Raw genomic sequence first — 17696 nt, 5'->3', positions numbered from 1 at the left:
GCCCCTCGTTGGGCGTTTTTTTATTGTCTCATTTTTGAAAAACCGCGCGCCAGATCATTTTTTTCAACGTCAGCACAAACTGTATGAACGTAATTGGAATGATAGTGACTAGTGCAATCCCTTTGTCAAAATTTGGGTTAACACGACAATAAAGCGCAATTTCTGCTTTTTGACTTTCTCGAAAGCGCGCAATCTCCGCGTTACTATAGTTAGTTTTGCGCCCCACGGCTTTTAGGCAGCGCAGGCCATTTTCCGCACTAATTAAGCCTTCAGAGTTAATCTCATTGTATAGCTCAGCAATAGCTCGATCGGGAGGCCCTTGGTTGGGGTAAACCTGTGCGATATTTTTCGCCATGGCTCTAAACATGGCAGGGCTTAACATGGTGTCCGCGTATAATACACGGCGTAACGGGTTACGAAGGTAGTACTTAAACACCTCAGACAATGAAAACGCAAAAGTGCTATTTTGGCCTCTATGTTCTGGTAAAAATGCAGCTGACGCCCCCACTAAGCAAAAATGATGGTGACTATCATCAAATGTTAAAAGGCAATAGCCTACGATATTGTGATCAATAAAAAATAATCTCAGCCTACGCTTTACTTTGGCATCTTGTTCAAAATAATATTCAAAGTAGGCATCGACATCAATGTCAGCAAAACTCTTGGCAATAATATGCTTTAATTGACAAACTTTTTTATCATCAAGTGCGCTGTCTCGATATGTCAAATCAGCATGTGTAAGCTTGATAGAATGACGCAGCATTAGTTATCTACACCCTGTGTCGCCATTTGAATGCTGGCAATATTATCTCTTGTAAAGCTCAATAGTGTGCTGGGTACCACAATATAGCCACAAATTACTTTCCTTACGCTCTACTGGAGGCACAGTTTTGAAAACTGAAGCCAAACAGTATTCGAGCTAACCTGAAGGTATACCATATAAGGTATTAATTATTATTTTCTTCTAGCTTACCACGGTAGGCTGGCAAAGAAACCTCAGCGATCAACCCCCCGCCATCACGATTGCGTAGTTTCACCTTACCACCATGCGTAGTCACGATCCGCTTGATAATCGCAAGTCCTAGACCACTTCCCTCACTGCCTCTTGCTTGATCCCCCTGCTTAAAGGGCTCAAATACAGACTCGAGTTCAGACTCTGGGATCCCAGGTCCTCTATCCATTACTTTAACAATCACAGCACGATGCTTTGGACTATATTCGGTTGTAACTTCAATATCTTTGTCTGAGTAGCGGATGGCATTTTCAATCATGTTAGTAAATACTCGCTTCAAGGCAACAGCATTCATCATAACTGACGGCAAATATTGCTCAGCTTGTAAATGGATTGGGCGCTGATGCTGCTGCTCAGCATGCACAACTTCCTCTATCACGGTGTTAATGTCATCGGCCGACATCTCAGCGCCATTGTGGTGACGTAGATATTCGATAAACTGATCGATAATCGCATTCATATCTTCGATGTCATCAATGATACCTTCGCGCAGGTAGTCTTCTTCGTCCGACATCATTTCTGTGGCTAGGCGAATTCGAGTTAAGGGCGTTCTTAAATCATGAGATACGCCTGCCATAAGCAGTCTTCTATCACTTTCTAACTCTGCGATACCTTTGGACATTTTGTTGAACGCACGAGTTACCTCAATGACTTCTGTAGAACCTTCTTCAACTAGTCGTGTAGAGAAGTCTCCGACACCAACTCGACTGGCTGCAATTTGTAGGGACTTTAATGGCTTATTTAGATGACGAGCAAAGAGCCAACCACCTAAAACACTCAAAAAGCCGATACTGGATAAGTAAAAAACAAGAAATTCCATTTTAGTTTCACTCAGGCCGCTTAGCGGTACTCTCACCCAATAACCGGGGGCTTGAGGTGCTTCTACCCAATAAACCACTGGATCTCCTTGGCTTATCCTCACACGTGCAGAGCCATTTAACTGCTCAGACATACTACGTGAAAGCAAAGTGTACTCTTTTGCCTGACCAAGCCCGTTGGCATATGCTTGGCGCTGTGTCATTACTTCAATCCCCGTTATCTCAAAAAATTTTTGAGATAATTCACTGCCGACCTCAACTCCCTCTTCCCAATCAATGAAGACCGTTTTGACTTGCTTGGCTAACATTAAATTGACTTGTTCAAATGTCGGTTTAAACACATAAAGGGTGACAGTAATATATGACACAACCTGATTTATCAGCAGCAAAGCCCCAACAAAAAAAACGGTTTGCCCAAAAGCACTTCGTGGTAACATTGCAGCTACTTCACACCGTCAGGCACAAACACGTAACCTAGACCCCATACGGTCTGGATATAACGCGGATTTGACGCATCATCTTCAATCATCCGACGCAGTCGAGAGACCTGAACATCTATACTACGCTCTAGCGCACTATAATCTCGGCCTCTGGCAAGATTCATTAACTTATCACGACTTAAAGGCTCTCTTGGGTGGCTAACTAGCGCCTTCAATACTGCAAATTCACCAGAGGTCAGTGAAATTGTATTTTCCCCATGCTGCATTTCTCGAGTGGCTAGATTAAGCGTAAAATCACCAAAACTAACCTCGTTTTCCTCAGCAGCAGGAGCCCCCGGCACTTCTTTCGCACGACGGCGCAAAATAGCTTTAATACGGGCAAGCAACTCTCTGGGATTGAATGGTTTCGGAATATAATCATCTGCACCAAGCTCAAGACCAATAATCCGATCCACTTCATCACCCTTGGCCGTCAACATCACGATCGGGATTTCGTTTTCTTTTTGCCTCAAACGGCGACATATAGATAAACCATCTTCTCCCGGAAGCATCAAATCTAATACCATCAGGTGGAAGTTTTCTCGCTCTAGCAATCTATCCATTTGCTCTGAGTTAGCAGCACTTCGTACAATAAACCCTTGCTCAACTAAATAACGCTCCAATAAACTACGTAAGCGCATATCATCGTCAACGACGAGAACTTTGGTGGTTTCGTTTCCCATTTTCATTTCTTCTATTTATCAATTTACTAACGTTCACCGAGTTGCGGTATTGCGCACGCAACTTCTATTCCTGTTCATTCAACGCTCATCGTAAATCTGGACTATGTATTATTATGCTTAAATATAATTGAATTTAGTGCTTTGTGACACCATACATTGATACTAGATTGTTACCGAACATTACAACGCTTTAACTCAACAGACCTAAGCTACATGAAAACGAATTTAATCACACCCGAGGGATACCGCAAGCTACAGCAAGAACATGACCATCTGTGGTTTGAAAAACGTCCAGAAATTACCAAAATAGTTAATTGGGCCGCAAGCTTAGGCGATCGCTCAGAAAATGCTGACTACACGTTCAATAAACGCCTACTGAGACAAATTGACAGACGAGTACGCTTTTTACGCAAGCGCTTACCTGAACTTAAAGTCGTGGAGTATAGCCCTGAACAAAACGGCAAAGTCTATTTTGGTGCATGGGTAGAGGTAGAGAGCGAAGACGGAGAAACGCGCGTATTTCGTGTTGTAGGGCCTGATGAAATATACGAACGTAATGACTATATTTCCATCGATGCGCCTATGGCTCGCGCTTTAGTAGGTAAACAAGTAGATGATGAAATCATGGTCAAGACAGCCCACAGTCAGAGACTTTGGTTTATCAACCAAATCGAATATCGTAATAACACGGAACAATGATAACATTGAACTGAATTTTGCTTGCCCAACTTAACGCACTTTTATATCGGGCCTGCACAAACTGATTAAGATGAGTATAAGGATTTTGCATGAGCAATATCGCACAACGTTTAGCAACTGAGCTTAACGCCAAAGAACAGCAAGTTAATGCTGCTATCACTTTGCTAGACGAAGGGTCAACCGTACCATTCATTGCACGATACCGTAAAGAGGCAACAGGTGGCCTAGATGACACCCAACTACGCTTACTTGAGCAAAGGTTAAGCTACCTAAGAGAGCTAGATGAGCGCCGTGAGTTTATCGTCAAAACCATTGACGAACAGGGCAAGCTCACACCTGAACTACATGCAGAAATCCAAGCTGCTGACAGCAAAACCGTATTAGAGGATTTGTACCTTCCTTACAAACCAAAGCGCAGAACGAAAGGGCAAATAGCCATTGAAGCTGGACTTGAGCCACTCGCTGACGCGCTATTTAACGATCCAAACCTTAACCCAGAGCAACAAGCAGCAACCTTTATTGACTCAGATAAAGGAGTCGCAGACAGCAAATCTGCGCTAGATGGTGCTAAATTTATCTTAATGGAGCGCTTTGCAGAAGATGCAAAATTACTTGCTAAGCTTCGCGCCCATCTCAAAGAGCATGCGCAAATAGAAGCGAAGGTCATCACAGGTAAAGAAGAGACTGGCAACAAATATCGCGATTACTTTGAGCACAATGAGCTATTAAATAAAATCCCTTCTCACCGCGCCTTGGCAATGTTAAGAGCACGTAATGAAGGAGTACTGCAGCTTTCAATCAATCCTGAGCCAAGTGTCGAAGACGCTAATCAATTTTGTGCGCAGATCATTGCCGATCATTATACTCTTGCGGTTTCAGGCGCGCCAGCGAGCGAATGGCTGATGAGCGTGGTGCAATGGGCCTGGAAGATCAAAATATCATTACACTTAGAAAATGAATTTTTGGGTGCTATGCGCGAAAAGGCTGAACTCGATGCCATCGAAGTATTTGCTAAAAATCTAAAAGACCTGTTAATGGCAGCGCCGGCCGGTGCAAAAACGACTATGGGTATCGATCCTGGCCTTCGCACTGGATGTAAGGTTGCCATTGTCGATAAAACAGGAAAATTGATTGCCACTAGCACTATTCATCCACATGCGCCTCAAAACCAATGGGAAAAGTCACTCAAGACACTTGAGCAAATGTGTCGCCAATATAAAGTTGAACTCATTGCAATAGGTAATGGTACGGCATCACGAGAAACCGATAAACTTGCAGCAGAGCTGTTAAAGAATGCCCCAGAACTCAAGCTCAATAAAATCATGGTGAGTGAAGCAGGTGCATCGGTTTACTCTGCATCTGAGTTTGCAGCCAATGAATTTCCAGATCTTGACGTGTCACTGCGCGGGGCAGTTTCTATCGCACGGAGACTACAGGATCCGCTTGCAGAGCTGGTAAAAATAGAGCCAAAATCAATCGGTGTTGGCCAATACCAGCATGATGTCTCGCAGAGCCAATTAGGACAAACACTAACAGCCGTTGTGGAAGACTGTGTAAACTCTGTTGGAGTAGACGTGAATACCGCATCAATCCCATTATTAACCAGAGTCTCGGGGTTAAACAAAACTTTAGCCAGCAATATCATCAAATATCGCGATGAAAACGGCTCTTTCACTAATCGTAAAGCACTCAAGAAAGTTGAGCGCTTGGGGCCAAAAGCCTTTGAACAGGCCGCTGGCTTTTTGCGCATCGCAAACGGTGACGATCCATTAGATGCCTCAGCGGTACACCCAGAGGCATACCCTGTCGTTAAGGCTATTTGTACAAAACAAAATATAGAAGTAGACGCATTGATAGGTAATCATGATATTTTAAATCGCTTGGTTGCTAACGACTACGTAGACGAGAAGTTTGGTGTACCTACCGTCACTGATATTATTAAAGAATTAGATAAGCCAGGCCGAGATCCTCGTCCTGAGTTTAAAACAGCACAATTCAAAGCGGGTGTTGAGACCATTAATGACTTAAAAGTCGGGATGACTTTAGAGGGAGTGGTGTCAAACGTTGCTAACTTTGGCGCTTTCGTTGATGTTGGTGTTCACCAAGACGGCTTAGTGCATATCTCTGCACTCACGGATAAATTTATCTCCGATCCACGTGAAGTGGTTAAAGCTGGTGATATTGTAAAAGTTAAGGTGATTGAAGTTGACGTACCTCGTAAGCGAATTAGCTTTACAATGCGCCTCAACGATGAGGTGTCTCATCACCCAGCACAAAAACAAAGTACCAAGTCTCACAAAGGCAAATCAACACAAAAGCCGTCAAAACCAAAATCACGAGATGCTGGTAATGCGGCCATGGGCAATGCCTTTGCAGAAGCATTTGCCAAGCTGAAAAAGTAATAATAGGGGTAATGCTCACTTCGATGAGCTAACAAAGAAAAGCGCGGCCTTAGTCGCGCTTTTCGATTTTGGGGGGATTAACTCGCTATTACTACATTGATCCGCGGAGGAGAAGACCAATATCTAGGGTTAAATCTGTACAGACAGCGAAGCTGGCTGGTTTGGCATTGCAACATGTTGGTAAAAATCTGAGATCCGAAGCGACCTGGCTTGTATTTCAGGATCAGCTTCTATCGGCATCGCTACAGCATAAGGGTCAGCATCTTGTTTGAGCTTTGCTTGCTCTTCTTCAGATTCCGCTTTCGCCTGTTCCCCACTCAAACGCCTTGTTTGAATGTTTTGCACGCGCTGACTGTCGTTTTGTTCTTCACCACTAATAGCAGCCTTAGCAAGATCTGCTTGCGCTGCCGACAACTTTTGCGTTGCATCTGCAGCAATAGCCCTATCAGCGCCAGACGGCTCGGCAGGAGCCAATGCTGCGGCCCTCACCGTTTGCATTTTCTCGATCGTCGCTTGTGGATCTCCTTCGATCGGCGCGACGTCTATCATAACCTGACCACCAATGGCGTAATTATTACCATCAGGGCCACGCTGATATTCGTAACTTGGAGAGCCAGCATACTGCCCCCCAACCCTAGCATGAGCTTGTTCGTGTAATCGAACCTCTCTATCTCGAGCCTTTAACTCTTGAACAATTTGTTCTTCCTGCTCAGCTTGCTGCTGTTCTTGCTCACTTTTACCTTTTTCCTGGCCTTCCTCTTGCTGCTCCTCTCCTTTACCTTCTACTTTCTTACCTTGCTCGGTTTTTCCATCAGAGCCATAAAGTTTGGTTTCATCAGGCTCCGACGCTCTGCCTTTTTCTGAATCAGAGAGATTACGGTTATCTGCAAATGAAGGGTTAGTAGGGGTTGCCTTGGGGATCGCTTCACGTAGCTGGTTGTCGCGTACGACCGATTCGGTGTACACGTTGGCAGTGTTGAGGTTCATCGCCGGTGGTGGCGTTACTATGTTCATTACACTTTTATATCAATCAACGTACCTAGTGCTTCGTCTGCTGTGCGGATGCTTTGCACATTGGCTTTCGCATTAAATTCTTCCACTTTCAAGGCAACAACAGACTCAGTGAGACTCGGGGTCTCACTAACAGGCGCAGTCACCGCTTCTTCGGTACTCGCCCCTTGTAACTGCCGCCCAAATGCACGGTCTGTGGACGTTTGCTCTTCAGCTGCGGCTCTATTTATATCGGCACTCGCCTGAGCGATGCCTTGAGCAGCACGGTTGTAACCATCAATCCCGTTATTTAGCACATCACCTATTGGCATAAGCACACCTATTAAATAGACCTTTTCTTACTGACTAATTATTGCGCAAAAAATCAACAAAGGAAAGGAAAAGCGGCAATTTTTTGCCGCTTTATTATTTTAATTATTTAAATAATTGATTTTAGTAATGATATAAACGTATCTTTGTGCGAAATAAATGGTGCATGAGACGCTTTTGGCAGAACATGACTCTCAAATTTAGGGTTCAATTGGTGCATTTGATTTATCGCAGCATGCGGTACAAGTGAATCTAAACGGCCAAAAATACCCGATATTGGTTGTTCAATTTCTACAAACATATCTCGTAGATCCACTGTTTCTAATATCGTAAGTCCACCAGAAAGTGCTTTATCCTCCGCTTGGGGAAGCTGCCCAAGTAAGGTTCTAAGCTGTTTAATATCATCTCTAGCATGTTCACTTCCCATCGCTTGAATAGCCAAAAAGCGCTCAATGGTTTTACCTGTATTCGTTGTCAGTTGTGTCGCAAAGTTATTTAACACTTTAGGAGCAATGCCCGGCCAATTAAACTTTTCAGCAAAAAGTGGAGTGGAAGCGACCAATATTACTTTACTCACTTTTTCTGGAAAATGTTTCGCCAAGTAAAGTGCAAATAGCCCACCTAACGACCAACCAACAACAACACTCTGACAGGACAACTGCTCGGCGATTAGCTCTGCATTTTTTTCAAGTATATAACCACCTGCGGCACTACTTGAACCTCCAAATCCAGGAAGATTTATTGCTTTGAGTGTATAGGGTACTTCACTTTGTAATGTGGCTTCACATAATTGCCACACAGCCTTATTCATTCCCCAGCCGTGAAGAAATACGACTTCATTTTGCATTTGTTTCTTCTCTCAACCACACTTGAAGCCATGATAGCTAACCTAGGATGGAAAGCAATGCTCCAACTCAACAGGTGCTTTACAAGCGCAATCACACAAATTTGTACCAGTTGCGGACAACGCGCACCGGATCCTGTGTGCAAATATTGTTTACCAACATGCTTAGATTTTGATGATAAGGAGATAAATCTCTTAAGTTATCCTAATATCAAACGTTTGGTAAGCCTTGATCACTGTGATGGATTAAGTGCGGTAAGCTGGTATCGGCCACCCATTTCACACTGGCTTCAAGGGATTAAGTTTCACCACAATAAAGTACACCAGTGTGCGCTAAGAATCTTGGCGCATACACTCTGGCAGCGATTTCAAAAAGCATCCCCCCTCTGCCTAGATGTAGCGTGTTGCTTACCTTTACACCGCTTTCGCTTCATTCAAAGAGGCTACAATCAGGTGGAGCAAATATGGCAGGGGTTACCATTACAACCAACAGTTTTAATAAGAAACAAAAAAACTCAGGCGCAATCCACTCTTAGTAAAGCTCGCCGTAAAGTAAATTTACGTGGTGCGTTTTCAACCGTAACCCCTGTTGAGGGAAAAAACATTCTGTTGCTAGAGGATGTGATCACAACAGGAGCAACAATGGATGCGGCAGCTAAAGCCTGCAAACAGCAAGGAGCCAAGTCGGTGTGGGCGATGAGTATTAGCCTCACACCGTTTGAAGGTTAGCTGGTAATGGGTTTATTATTTTCGCTTTATTTCATGTTTATTGCCTCAGACTATCGCACGCCTTGAGCGAAGAACAACGCATTGTTTAATAGCCTGCTTGAACCATACCAAAAACCGCGGAAGACAGGGTTATCAGCCATACCGACCACAACTCCACGACCAGCTTTTGATGCAATAAGAGCTGAAGAGCTTGCTATTTGTTCAACATTAGTAGTATCGGCGTAGCCCGACAATAGCGGAGCACTAGTATAGGCTAGCGACTCAATAAAAGGTTTATCTTTGCGATACATAACCCAAGTACTATTCTTAAACACTGGCAACTCTTTATTCTCAAAACCAAAAGAGAGTGGGTGGCTAAGGTCAAGTCGAGTATCAAAAATAGCACCGGCAATACGCTGTCTCGCGGACAATCGGTCTTTGTCTGCAAAAGTCAGATTTTTAGTATCAAATTGTCTGCGCATTTCTTTGCTAGAAGTCATCTCTGCATCAAGGAGCTGCTGTTCTATAAGCCATTGTGCACCACGCTTGTGGCCCCAAATCACTCCTCCTTTTGCTACCCAACTATGTATTTTGGCTTTTACTTTATCACTTAAATCATTGTACTTGCCATCCGCTAACAAAATATGGCTATAGCGTGTAAGTTCAAGCTTATCTATCATCTGCTTTTCTACGATAGAAGGAGCCAGCATCAGGTGCCTATCTAGGTGATACCAAAGCTCACCTACTTCATATTGACTAATACCTGCACCTGCAAAAATAAGTACTTCTGGCTTTTGCAGTTGCAGCATTTGTCTTGAACCTAAATCTATACCGCTTTCAGTCAACCCTGTGGTGACACTATATACCGGCAGTCCTAATTCACTTGTGATCGTTTTTAATTGCTCATACCAATCATCATGTTGTTGAATTCCGCGAGCAATCACCAAAGTACCAGGCTGAAAGTGTTGTTTACCAGAAGTGGTCGATGCCGAAAATGGTGACATAGCAGCTGCTACTTTTACCCCACCTTGCAACAAACGATTAGCTAGCTGTGGAGCCAAATAATGATGCCAACTAATCGCATACGCATAGCTATCTTCTACTGGTGTAAGCTTTTGTTTTTCAGTATTCGTGTTATCACTTAACTTCAGCCCCCACTCACTTTTCAATGCAACAAAATCAAGATCGTAAGCATAAGGCATTGTCCAGCCAGAGACATCATAAAATGTGTTGTCATTGAAATGCGTTTGCGTGCTAAACAATGCTTTGATCAATCGATATTGCGGCTGCTCCAGTGGAATATATAAGTCACCTTGTTGGTATACTTGGTCGTCAATTTCTTTTTCTTTTGATAAATACTTTATCTCAATCTGGTGCTGCTTTAATAAGTGAATGAATGCTTCAAAGCGATAGCTATCTTGACCACGCGCAACCACATACCCTTTAGTATCATCTTTACTCGCAAGCACCTTTGCTTGTTGGTAAAATTGTTGCTGATATTCCAGTAAAGTACGTCTATGTGTTATGCCAGCTTGAAAAGTCGATAAACTAGTAGTCACTTGGTTTTTAATCGTTTCAGCAAAGCTGAGCACACCATATTGGGTTTCTTGAGCGTGTCCTCGACTGCTCGCCTGTTCAAATAAAATTCCCACTGCGCCATTCACATCTGGATAAGTTGATCCTTTACCATAGTAAAAGTCATCAAAACTTTCTTGAGTGAAATATAGCTTACCTTGTGCATCTAAAGCTTTGGCATGAAATTTACCAATCAAGTTCGTTAACTGGGTATTCTCCGCAGGTGTAATAGGATGCGTTCTAGATGGGATCCCAGGTTGAAAAAAATAGGTACTGTTGGGGCCCATTTCATGAAAGTCCGTTAATATATTGGGCTTCCAATTATGAAAAGCTTTGATCCTCGCACGTGATTCCGGATGCTGTAACAGCAGCCAATCACGGTTTAAGTCAAACCAATAATGATTAGTGCGACTTGAAGGCCAAGCCTCCGAATGTTCACGATGTGCAGGATCGGTCGATGGAGAGTTACTTTTATTACTGTTAACCCACGTTGCAAAACGGGCAAGCCCATCAGGGTTCAAAGCAGGGTCTAGCAGTATAATAGCATTATCCAATAGTTGAGATACCCACTTCCCCTGCGCCGCGGCCAAATAATAAGCAAGTAAAACAGCCGCATTGCTGCCAGACGACTCATTGCCATGCACACTGTATCCCATCCACATCACCACAGGTTTATCACTACGGTTTGAGTCATCACCGATTGAGGCCAAGTGATTTTGTTGAATGCGGGCTAGGTTCTGCTGGTTTTTCGGCGAACTTACCTTTAATAATAATAGTGGTCGCTTTTGATGGCTGTAGCCTATCGTTTCAATGCTGAGCCTTGGACTCTCTTTAGCGAGTGTCTGAAGGTAGTAGACAATTTGATCATGGCGTAAATGCCACTGGCCCACCTCATAACCAAATGCCTGCTTTGGGGTAGTAATACTTGAGTCAAACTCCACGTCGTTACCAAAATAATATGCAACCGGTTTTGCCTGCAAGCTGAAGCTCAGCAACAAGATAAAACAGCTTATTAAGCGCATGATGGTTTCCTTTAGTTCTGTGTACTTTTCAAGCTAACAAGCACTCTGTCGATTGCCAAATTTTTACGCTGAACACTAGCGACAATACGATGAGGAGAGTATGATACGTATTAACCGAGTAATTTAGTCAAGTATAGAGCGAATTATGATCCGTATTTCAGATTCTGCACAAAGCCATTTCGCAAAGCTATTAGCTGATCAAGCTGAAGGCACCAACATTCGAGTTTTCGTGGTTAATCCAGGCACGTCTCAGGCTGAGTGTGGCGTGTCATATTGCCCAGCAGACGCTGTTGAATCCAGCGATATCCGTCTACCATTCAATGGATTTGAAGCTATTGTTGATGAAGAAAGTGCACCATTTCTAGACGAAGCCGACATCGACTTCGTTACCGATAAAATGGGTAGCCAGCTAACTCTCAAAGCACCAAATGCAAAAGCAAAACGACTACGCGAAGACGCAAGCCTTGCTGAACGTGTGGAGCATATGTTGGTCACTGAGGTGAATCCACAATTAGCAAACCATGGTGGCCAAGTTAGTCTAGTCGAAATTACTGAAGATGGTATTGCTGTACTTCAGTTTGGCGGCGGCTGTAATGGTTGCTCAATGATTGATGTCACGTTAAAAGAAGGCATCGAAAAAGAGATGGTTGCAAAGTTTGACGAAATTAATGGTGTGCGTGACATCACGGAGCATGCGCGCGGCGAGCACTCTTACTATTAATGAGCAAAGCTCTCATTTATCGCTTAGGGTCTAACCCTAAGCGAAGTCTCAAGTTTTTTCTCTTTGGTTTATGCGATGTTATTCTTGCCGCAATTCTGATTGCGCTTGGATACTATCAAGACCACCGTTTTCAGATAGCTGGCTTATTCATATTGCCAATTGGTCTGTGTAGTGCCTTTTACGGTTACATCGGTATTTTCGCCAATCGGTTTTCTCAGGTCATAGAAGCACGAGAAAAACGCCGTCAAACACTGAGAAACCAAGACCCCTTTGCCTAGGCTAATAATGCTCCCTGACGAGACAACTGGTAATATTTATATGCCAATGTCAGCCCTCGTAACCCCATAAAACAACTCATTGCCAGCCATAGCGCATGGTTTCCAAGTGAATATGTAAGCCAAAAAGGTAAAAAGAAGCCAAAAAGTGCTGAGATCAACATGCTGTTTCGCATTTCCTTTGCCCGAGTCAGCCCTACAAATATTCCATCAAATAAAAAGCAACTCATTGCCACTAAAGGTAAAGCCACCAGCCAAGGTAAGTAAATACTCGCAGCCGCTATAACCTCTGGTATAGTAGTAAGAGAGCCAATAATCCAGTCACCAAAAAAATAGAAGACCATACTGTAAAGTAATGCGAATAACGCTCCCCAAAACAGGCTTATTTTAACCCATAACTGCAATTGAACAGGATCCGCTCGGCCTTTAGCCGTACCCACTTTAGCCTCTGAGGCATAGGCAATTCCATCCATTGCAAAACTAACTAACATCAGAAAATTGAGCAATACAGCATTTGCCGCAAGTGTAACTTCTCCCAATCGAGCACCATAAAAGGTCATAAAGCTAAAGCACAACTGTAAGATCAATGAACGAACAAAAATATCCCTATTCAATGTCAGCAAACTCAGCCAGTGTGCCCGTTCTACAAAGCTGAACTTTAGCTCAAGCCCATGTTTATTAGCAACATTGATGGTCAGTAATATTGATAACCCCAGTGCTGCGTAGTCCGCAATCAAAGATGCCCACGCAGCCCCCGCGACCCCCCACTCAAAACCGATAACAAATAACACATCCAGAACAATATTCACGACATTAGTGAAAAGCACCAGATAAAATGGCCCGCGTCCATAGTGCATGCCTAGCATAAAACCAAGTAGCACTAGGTTTAACATGGCAGCAGGCGCACTAAATACACGAATTTGAAAGTACAGCTTTGCTTGTGTAAATACCTCATTAGACGCATTTGACAGTGATGCGATTACTTGAAGTAAAAATGGTGATAATAAAATTAGACTCAACGCAAAACAGATTGCTATCAGCACACTAGTGTAAAGTGAACCCACGAGCTTTTCGTTATCCTGCTCGCCGCTTGACTGCGCAATTACGCCCGTTGTGCTCATTCTCAAAAAGCTAGCCAACCAAAATAGTACTGAGATGGAGCTAGACCCAAGCGCAATCCCTGCCAAAAAATGAGCACTATCTAGATGACCAATTACCGCTGTATCGACTAATCCTAACAGTGGCACCGTAATATTTGATAATATCATCGGACCTGCAAGCAGTAAGAGGCTCAGATGTTGCGCTTTATAACACTTAATAAATTGATACAACATATTATTCTTGGTTTAGCCCTGTTCTCGGCACATAGTTGGGGTGCTGTCATCTTACAGTATCATCACGTCAGTGAAAAACTTCCTGCGGTAACCAGTGTCAGTGAAGAAACTTTCAAGTCACACTTGAGTTATATTAAAAACAATGGCTATAACGTGATGCCACTGCCGAAGCTATTGAATGCACTGCAATCCGAACAGACACTACCGGCAAAAACCATAGCCATCACTTTTGATGATGGCTATGAAAACAATATCACTGCCGCAGCCCCACTTTTAGAGCAGTTTGGTTTTCCGTACACTATTTTTGTCAATCCTCAACTTATCGATGAACAAAAAAGTTATGTAATGACTTGGCATGAACTGCGTAAATTGGCCAAACGAGGGGCAACGATAGCGAATCATAGTGCCAAGCATGATTACCTTCATCAAAAGCTTGATGATGAATCCATTGCCGAATGGCGAGCACGAGTCAAGCAAGATATCACTTGGTCACAACAGCGTATTAAAGAAGAAATCGGTCATGATTATCCCTACTTAGCTTACCCTTACGGCGAATTTAATCGTAAATTGCAAGAACTTGTAAGCGAGTTAGGGCTAATTGGTATTGGTCAACATTCTGGTGCGGTGGGGCTCACATCTGATTTTACGCGCCTCCCTCGGTTCCCTGCCTCAGGCATATACAGCAACCTTGAGACCCTCAAAACGAAATTAGACACCAAAGCGTTTCAATTACAAAATATGCACTACGCAGATAGTGTTACTAGTAATACAAAACCACAAATCACTCTACATTTCAAAACTAAGGACTTTCACAATACTCAGTTTGCCTGTTACGTTTCAGGTGTTGGTCAAGCCACGCTTGTTTGGGAGTCAAAAGATAGTGTTCGGATCCAAACTCCTGCTGAATTACCTAAGGGGAGATCAAGATACAACTGTACAGCACCGTCTATTCAAGAGCCGGGGCGTTACCATTGGTTTTCTCAACCTTGGGTTATTGTAGAGCAGCAGTAGTTAGCCTGAGTATTTGATAATAATACCAATTTTCTTAATTAAGTGGTCTATTTTGAGGCGAGAAAGTCTTGTCGATAACCAGGCAAAAATTTTGCTATTTAGTTGTTCTAAATAAGAAATTTTTAACGCGGTTAGCGTCAGATTTACTCCTTCAAATTGGTATAAGTGCTTTCAAAGCTGTATTCGTTAGAAAGAGATAGCAGTGGGTTAAGTTAGCATTAGAGCGAGCTTCGCCATAAACTCGCTTACACTCATCCTCTACTGGCACCAGCTCTATTGAGGCTCATCCGCCGTTACTTTTTTACTACATCAAGCATTGTTTCTGCTACCTTACTCAGTGGCACCAAAGATTGCACTGCACCTAACTCATAAGCCGCTCTTGGCATTCCCCATACCACAGAACTCAATTCATCCTGGGCGAATGTCTTCGCTCCGTTCTTTTTAAGTGCCAACATTGCTTTTGCTCCATCACTGCCCATTCCGGTCAGCATCACTGCACAAACATGCTTTCCTATTGGCACTAATGAATTAAATAACACCTCTACGGACGGTTTATGTCTATTCACAGGTTCGCCGTCATCCAGTCGACAAACGTACCCAGAAGATACTCTCTCGACTTTGAGGTGTTTATCACCAGGGGCAATAAACACGTGCCCGGGCTTCAACATATCGCCATCTTCTGCCTCTTTCACTGAAACTGCACACGTTCGGTCCATTCTTTGTGCGAAAGATGTACTGAATACGGGTGGAATGTGCTGAGTAATGACCACAGGCGGGGCATGAGTAGGTAGACGCATTAATACTTCACGTATAGCTTCCGTCCCTCCTGTTGAAGCGCCGATAGCAAGAATAGCATTGTGTGCAAAGGTGAAGGAGGTTCCTACCTCTAATTGTCTTTCTGACTTTGGCGCTTTAAATGTTCGCACTCTGGCTTTGGCTGCGACTTTTACTTTTTTCTGCAGAATATCTGAATATGATTGCAGTTGCTCTATAACATGACTGGTCGGCTTAGAAACAAAATCAACGGCACCTAGTTCTAATGCCTCAATAGTTGCAGGTGACCCTTCTTGTGTCAGCGTTGATATCATCACCACTGGCATAGGCCTCAAACGCATCAAGTTTTTTAAAAAACTGATACCATTCATTCTTGGCATCTCAATATCTAGCGTCAGCACATCCGGTGCGGTTGATTTAATCAACTCTCGTGCTTGATACGGATCCTCCGCGACGCCTACAACCTCAATACCATTCCCCTGATTTAATATTTCTTTTAATAAGCCGCGTATTAGCGGTGAATCATCGACAATGAGAACTTTGACCATATTTCACCCTTAAAACAGCTCGATGTCTGTTTTGTTGTCTTGAGCTTCAATGTCGTGTAGGTAACGTACCTCACGTTGCTCAATCGTGTTATTGTGCATGGTGCGCAGTTTTTTTACCTGTGCTTTACCACTTTGAGGATGAAAAATAACTTTCCTTGGCCATGGACCACCTACATCCTGGGAAATTAGCTTCAAACACTCTTCCTCAACATAAGCTTGGGCAAATCGGATATTCCCCTCACCGATGTCCGTCATTGAACTAATTATCTTACCGCCACCAAACAATTTAATTTTTAAGTTCGCTCTAGATGCGCCGTTTTTTACAACTTCGTTTATTAAATATTCCATCGCCCAGTTACCATAGCGACAATTAAGATCATCAGCATGAACCTCTCGTAGGGACTTTGCACCGGGTAGCATAAAGTGATTCATCCCCCCGATCCCTAACTTCTCATCATACACACATGCGGCAATACACGAGCCAAGTACGGTTGAAATTAGCTCATCTTGTTTAGATACATAAAACTCTCCAGGCAATACTTTTGCAACAACCATCGCTCGTCCTGAGTCCCAAAACCGTTTAACGTGTTCAAAGCCCCTTAAAACAGGTTTAAATTCTCTCATTCAACTGGCCTTTTTGATAAATGGTTTTACCTAAGTTTTTGAACTGCAAGTGCTCCTTACCCATGGTTTCAGAGTGTCCAATTAGCAAATATCCATTCGGTACTAGCATCCGATGGTACTGCTCGAAAAGTTTGTCTTTTGTTTTTTTATCAAAATAAATCAGAACATTACGACAGAATATGGCATCAAACGGCCCTTTCATTGGCCATGGTTCCAGCAAATTCAAGCGCTTGAAATGAATGAAAGACTGTAATTTTGGTTTGACTCTATATGTACCGCCATCTGCGCTACGCAGAAACCATTTTTTCAATTTATCTTCGTCCAAACCTGTGACATTATTTGCGGTGTACTCTCCGATACTCGCCTTACTTAATACATTTGAATCTAAATCTGTTGCCAGTACCTTTACATCCCAATCATTAGGAAATGCGTTAGCAACTGTCATTGCAATACTGTATGGCTCTTCACCCGTTGAGCACCCCGCAGACCATATCCTCACCCTTTTGTCCTGCTTATGCCGAGTAGTAATTTCTGGCACCACCGTCTTTGCCAGAAATTCGAAGTGATGATTTTCTCTAAAAAAAGAGGTTAAATTTGTAGTTATAGAATTAATAAAGTGACTAAATTCTGCGTCTTCATTTTTTTCTAAAAATGATAGATATTCAGCAAATGAACTCAAGCCATTAGCACGTATGCGTCTTGCTAACCGCGAATACACCATTTCTTTTTTATGTGGCCCAAGCACTATGCCACAAGCATCATATACTCGAGCCGAAACCTCAGAGAAGTCCTTATCTGTAAGCAAAAACTCCCGCATCGCAATATTCCCTCAATCTTACTCATCACG

17 protein-coding genes are annotated in these 17696 nt (G+C 43.2%); 6 read left to right on the top strand and 11 right to left on the bottom strand.

Translation table 11 applies throughout. The features are described from left to right. Positions 1-28: 28 nt before the first annotated feature. The 3 genes from HUZ36_RS19830 to ompR all read right to left on the bottom strand — a co-directional run bounded on the left by HUZ36_RS19830 (position 29) and on the right by ompR (position 2992). Positions 29-763, bottom strand: coding sequence for a hypothetical protein (locus HUZ36_RS19830; protein WP_217704719.1), 735 nt, complete (start codon positions 761-763; stop codon positions 29-31). A 184-nt stretch (positions 764-947) separates the two neighbouring features. Next, a complete protein-coding gene (gene envZ, locus HUZ36_RS19825; protein WP_176033783.1) occupies positions 948-2267 on the bottom strand; it encodes a two-component system sensor histidine kinase EnvZ in 1320 nt (439 codons plus the stop codon). A 5-nt stretch (positions 2268-2272) separates the two neighbouring features. Beyond that, positions 2273-2992, bottom strand: coding sequence for an osmolarity response regulator transcription factor OmpR (ompR, locus tag HUZ36_RS19820; protein WP_125253724.1), 720 nt, complete (start codon positions 2990-2992; stop codon positions 2273-2275). Between the two features lie 213 nt (positions 2993-3205). Between ompR and greB the strand changes: the two genes are divergently transcribed. Next, positions 3206-3691 carry a transcription elongation factor GreB gene (gene greB, locus HUZ36_RS19815; protein WP_176033782.1) on the top strand — a complete coding sequence of 162 codons (486 nt, stop codon included), beginning with the start codon at positions 3206-3208 and terminating at the stop codon, positions 3689-3691. Positions 3692-3780: 89 nt separating this feature from the next. After that, positions 3781-6093, top strand: a complete 2313-nt coding sequence (locus tag HUZ36_RS19810) for a Tex family protein (protein ID WP_176033781.1) — start codon at positions 3781-3783, stop codon at positions 6091-6093. A 129-nt stretch (positions 6094-6222) separates the two neighbouring features. On the opposite strand, the gene HUZ36_RS19805 is transcribed toward HUZ36_RS19810, so the two are convergent. The 3 genes from HUZ36_RS19805 to bioH form a co-directional block, all read right to left on the bottom strand. Then, positions 6223-7107 (bottom strand): putative metalloprotease CJM1_0395 family protein, encoded by an 885-nt coding sequence (locus HUZ36_RS19805; RefSeq protein ID WP_128731665.1) that lies wholly within the window; start codon positions 7105-7107, stop codon positions 6223-6225. Next, entirely contained in the window at positions 7107-7415 is a 309-nt protein-coding gene (locus tag HUZ36_RS19800; RefSeq protein WP_125253728.1) for a hypothetical protein, read from the bottom strand. Before HUZ36_RS19800 ends, HUZ36_RS19805 begins: the two co-directional genes overlap by 1 nt. Positions 7416-7522: 107 nt before the next feature. Further along, positions 7523-8260, bottom strand: coding sequence for a pimeloyl-ACP methyl ester esterase BioH (bioH, locus tag HUZ36_RS19795; protein ID WP_176033780.1), 738 nt, complete (start codon positions 8258-8260; stop codon positions 7523-7525). 57 nt (positions 8261-8317) lie between these two features. On the opposite strand from bioH, the gene HUZ36_RS19790 reads away from it, so the two are divergent. Next, complete coding sequence (locus tag HUZ36_RS19790; protein ID WP_176033779.1) at positions 8318-8986, top strand: ComF family protein; 669 nt, start codon at positions 8318-8320, stop codon at positions 8984-8986. Between the two features lie 50 nt (positions 8987-9036). On the opposite strand, the gene HUZ36_RS19785 is transcribed toward HUZ36_RS19790, so the two are convergent. Continuing rightward, complete coding sequence (locus HUZ36_RS19785) at positions 9037-11562, bottom strand: M14 metallopeptidase family protein (protein WP_176033778.1); 2526 nt, start codon at positions 11560-11562, stop codon at positions 9037-9039. Between the two features lie 145 nt (positions 11563-11707). Between HUZ36_RS19785 and nfuA the strand changes: the two genes are divergently transcribed. Then, a complete protein-coding gene (nfuA, locus tag HUZ36_RS19780) occupies positions 11708-12283 on the top strand; it encodes a Fe-S biogenesis protein NfuA (RefSeq protein WP_176033777.1) in 576 nt (191 codons plus the stop codon). After that, positions 12283-12561: a hypothetical protein gene (locus HUZ36_RS19775; protein WP_176033776.1), complete on the top strand. Its 279-nt coding sequence runs from the start codon at positions 12283-12285 to the stop codon at positions 12559-12561. Before nfuA ends, HUZ36_RS19775 begins: the two co-directional genes overlap by 1 nt. Here the strand turns inward: HUZ36_RS19775 and HUZ36_RS19770 are convergent. Further along, positions 12558-13826, bottom strand: a complete 1269-nt coding sequence (locus tag HUZ36_RS19770) for an MATE family efflux transporter (RefSeq protein WP_176033775.1) — start codon at positions 13824-13826, stop codon at positions 12558-12560. The genes HUZ36_RS19775 and HUZ36_RS19770 overlap by 4 nt on opposite strands. Before the next feature lie 27 nt (positions 13827-13853). Here HUZ36_RS19770 and HUZ36_RS19765 point away from each other — a divergent pair, with 27 nt between their 5' ends. Then, positions 13854-14903, top strand: a complete 1050-nt coding sequence (locus tag HUZ36_RS19765; protein WP_176033774.1) for a polysaccharide deacetylase family protein — start codon at positions 13854-13856, stop codon at positions 14901-14903. A gap of 293 nt (positions 14904-15196) precedes the next feature. Here HUZ36_RS19765 and HUZ36_RS19760 read toward each other — a convergent pair whose 3' ends face one another. Genes HUZ36_RS19760 through HUZ36_RS19750 form a run of 3 tightly spaced genes read right to left on the bottom strand, consistent with a single transcriptional unit; the run spans position 15197 to position 17666 of the window. Further along, positions 15197-16225 (bottom strand): protein-glutamate methylesterase/protein-glutamine glutaminase, encoded by a 1029-nt coding sequence (locus tag HUZ36_RS19760; protein ID WP_125253736.1) that lies wholly within the window; start codon positions 16223-16225, stop codon positions 15197-15199. 9 nt (positions 16226-16234) lie between these two features. Then, positions 16235-16849, bottom strand: coding sequence for a chemoreceptor glutamine deamidase CheD (gene cheD / locus HUZ36_RS19755; RefSeq protein WP_125253737.1), 615 nt, complete (start codon positions 16847-16849; stop codon positions 16235-16237). Continuing rightward, a complete protein-coding gene (locus HUZ36_RS19750; RefSeq protein ID WP_125253738.1) occupies positions 16836-17666 on the bottom strand; it encodes a CheR family methyltransferase in 831 nt (276 codons plus the stop codon). The genes cheD and HUZ36_RS19750 overlap by 14 nt, the downstream gene beginning before the upstream one ends. Positions 17667-17696: the final 30 nt, after the last annotated feature.

It is taken from the genome of Pseudoalteromonas sp. McH1-7 (assembly GCF_013366255.1).
Classification (GTDB): domain Bacteria; phylum Pseudomonadota; class Gammaproteobacteria; order Enterobacterales; family Alteromonadaceae; genus Pseudoalteromonas; species Pseudoalteromonas peptidolytica.
Note: the sequence above shows the minus strand (reverse complement) of the source record. Positions and strands in the feature narration are given on the sequence as shown.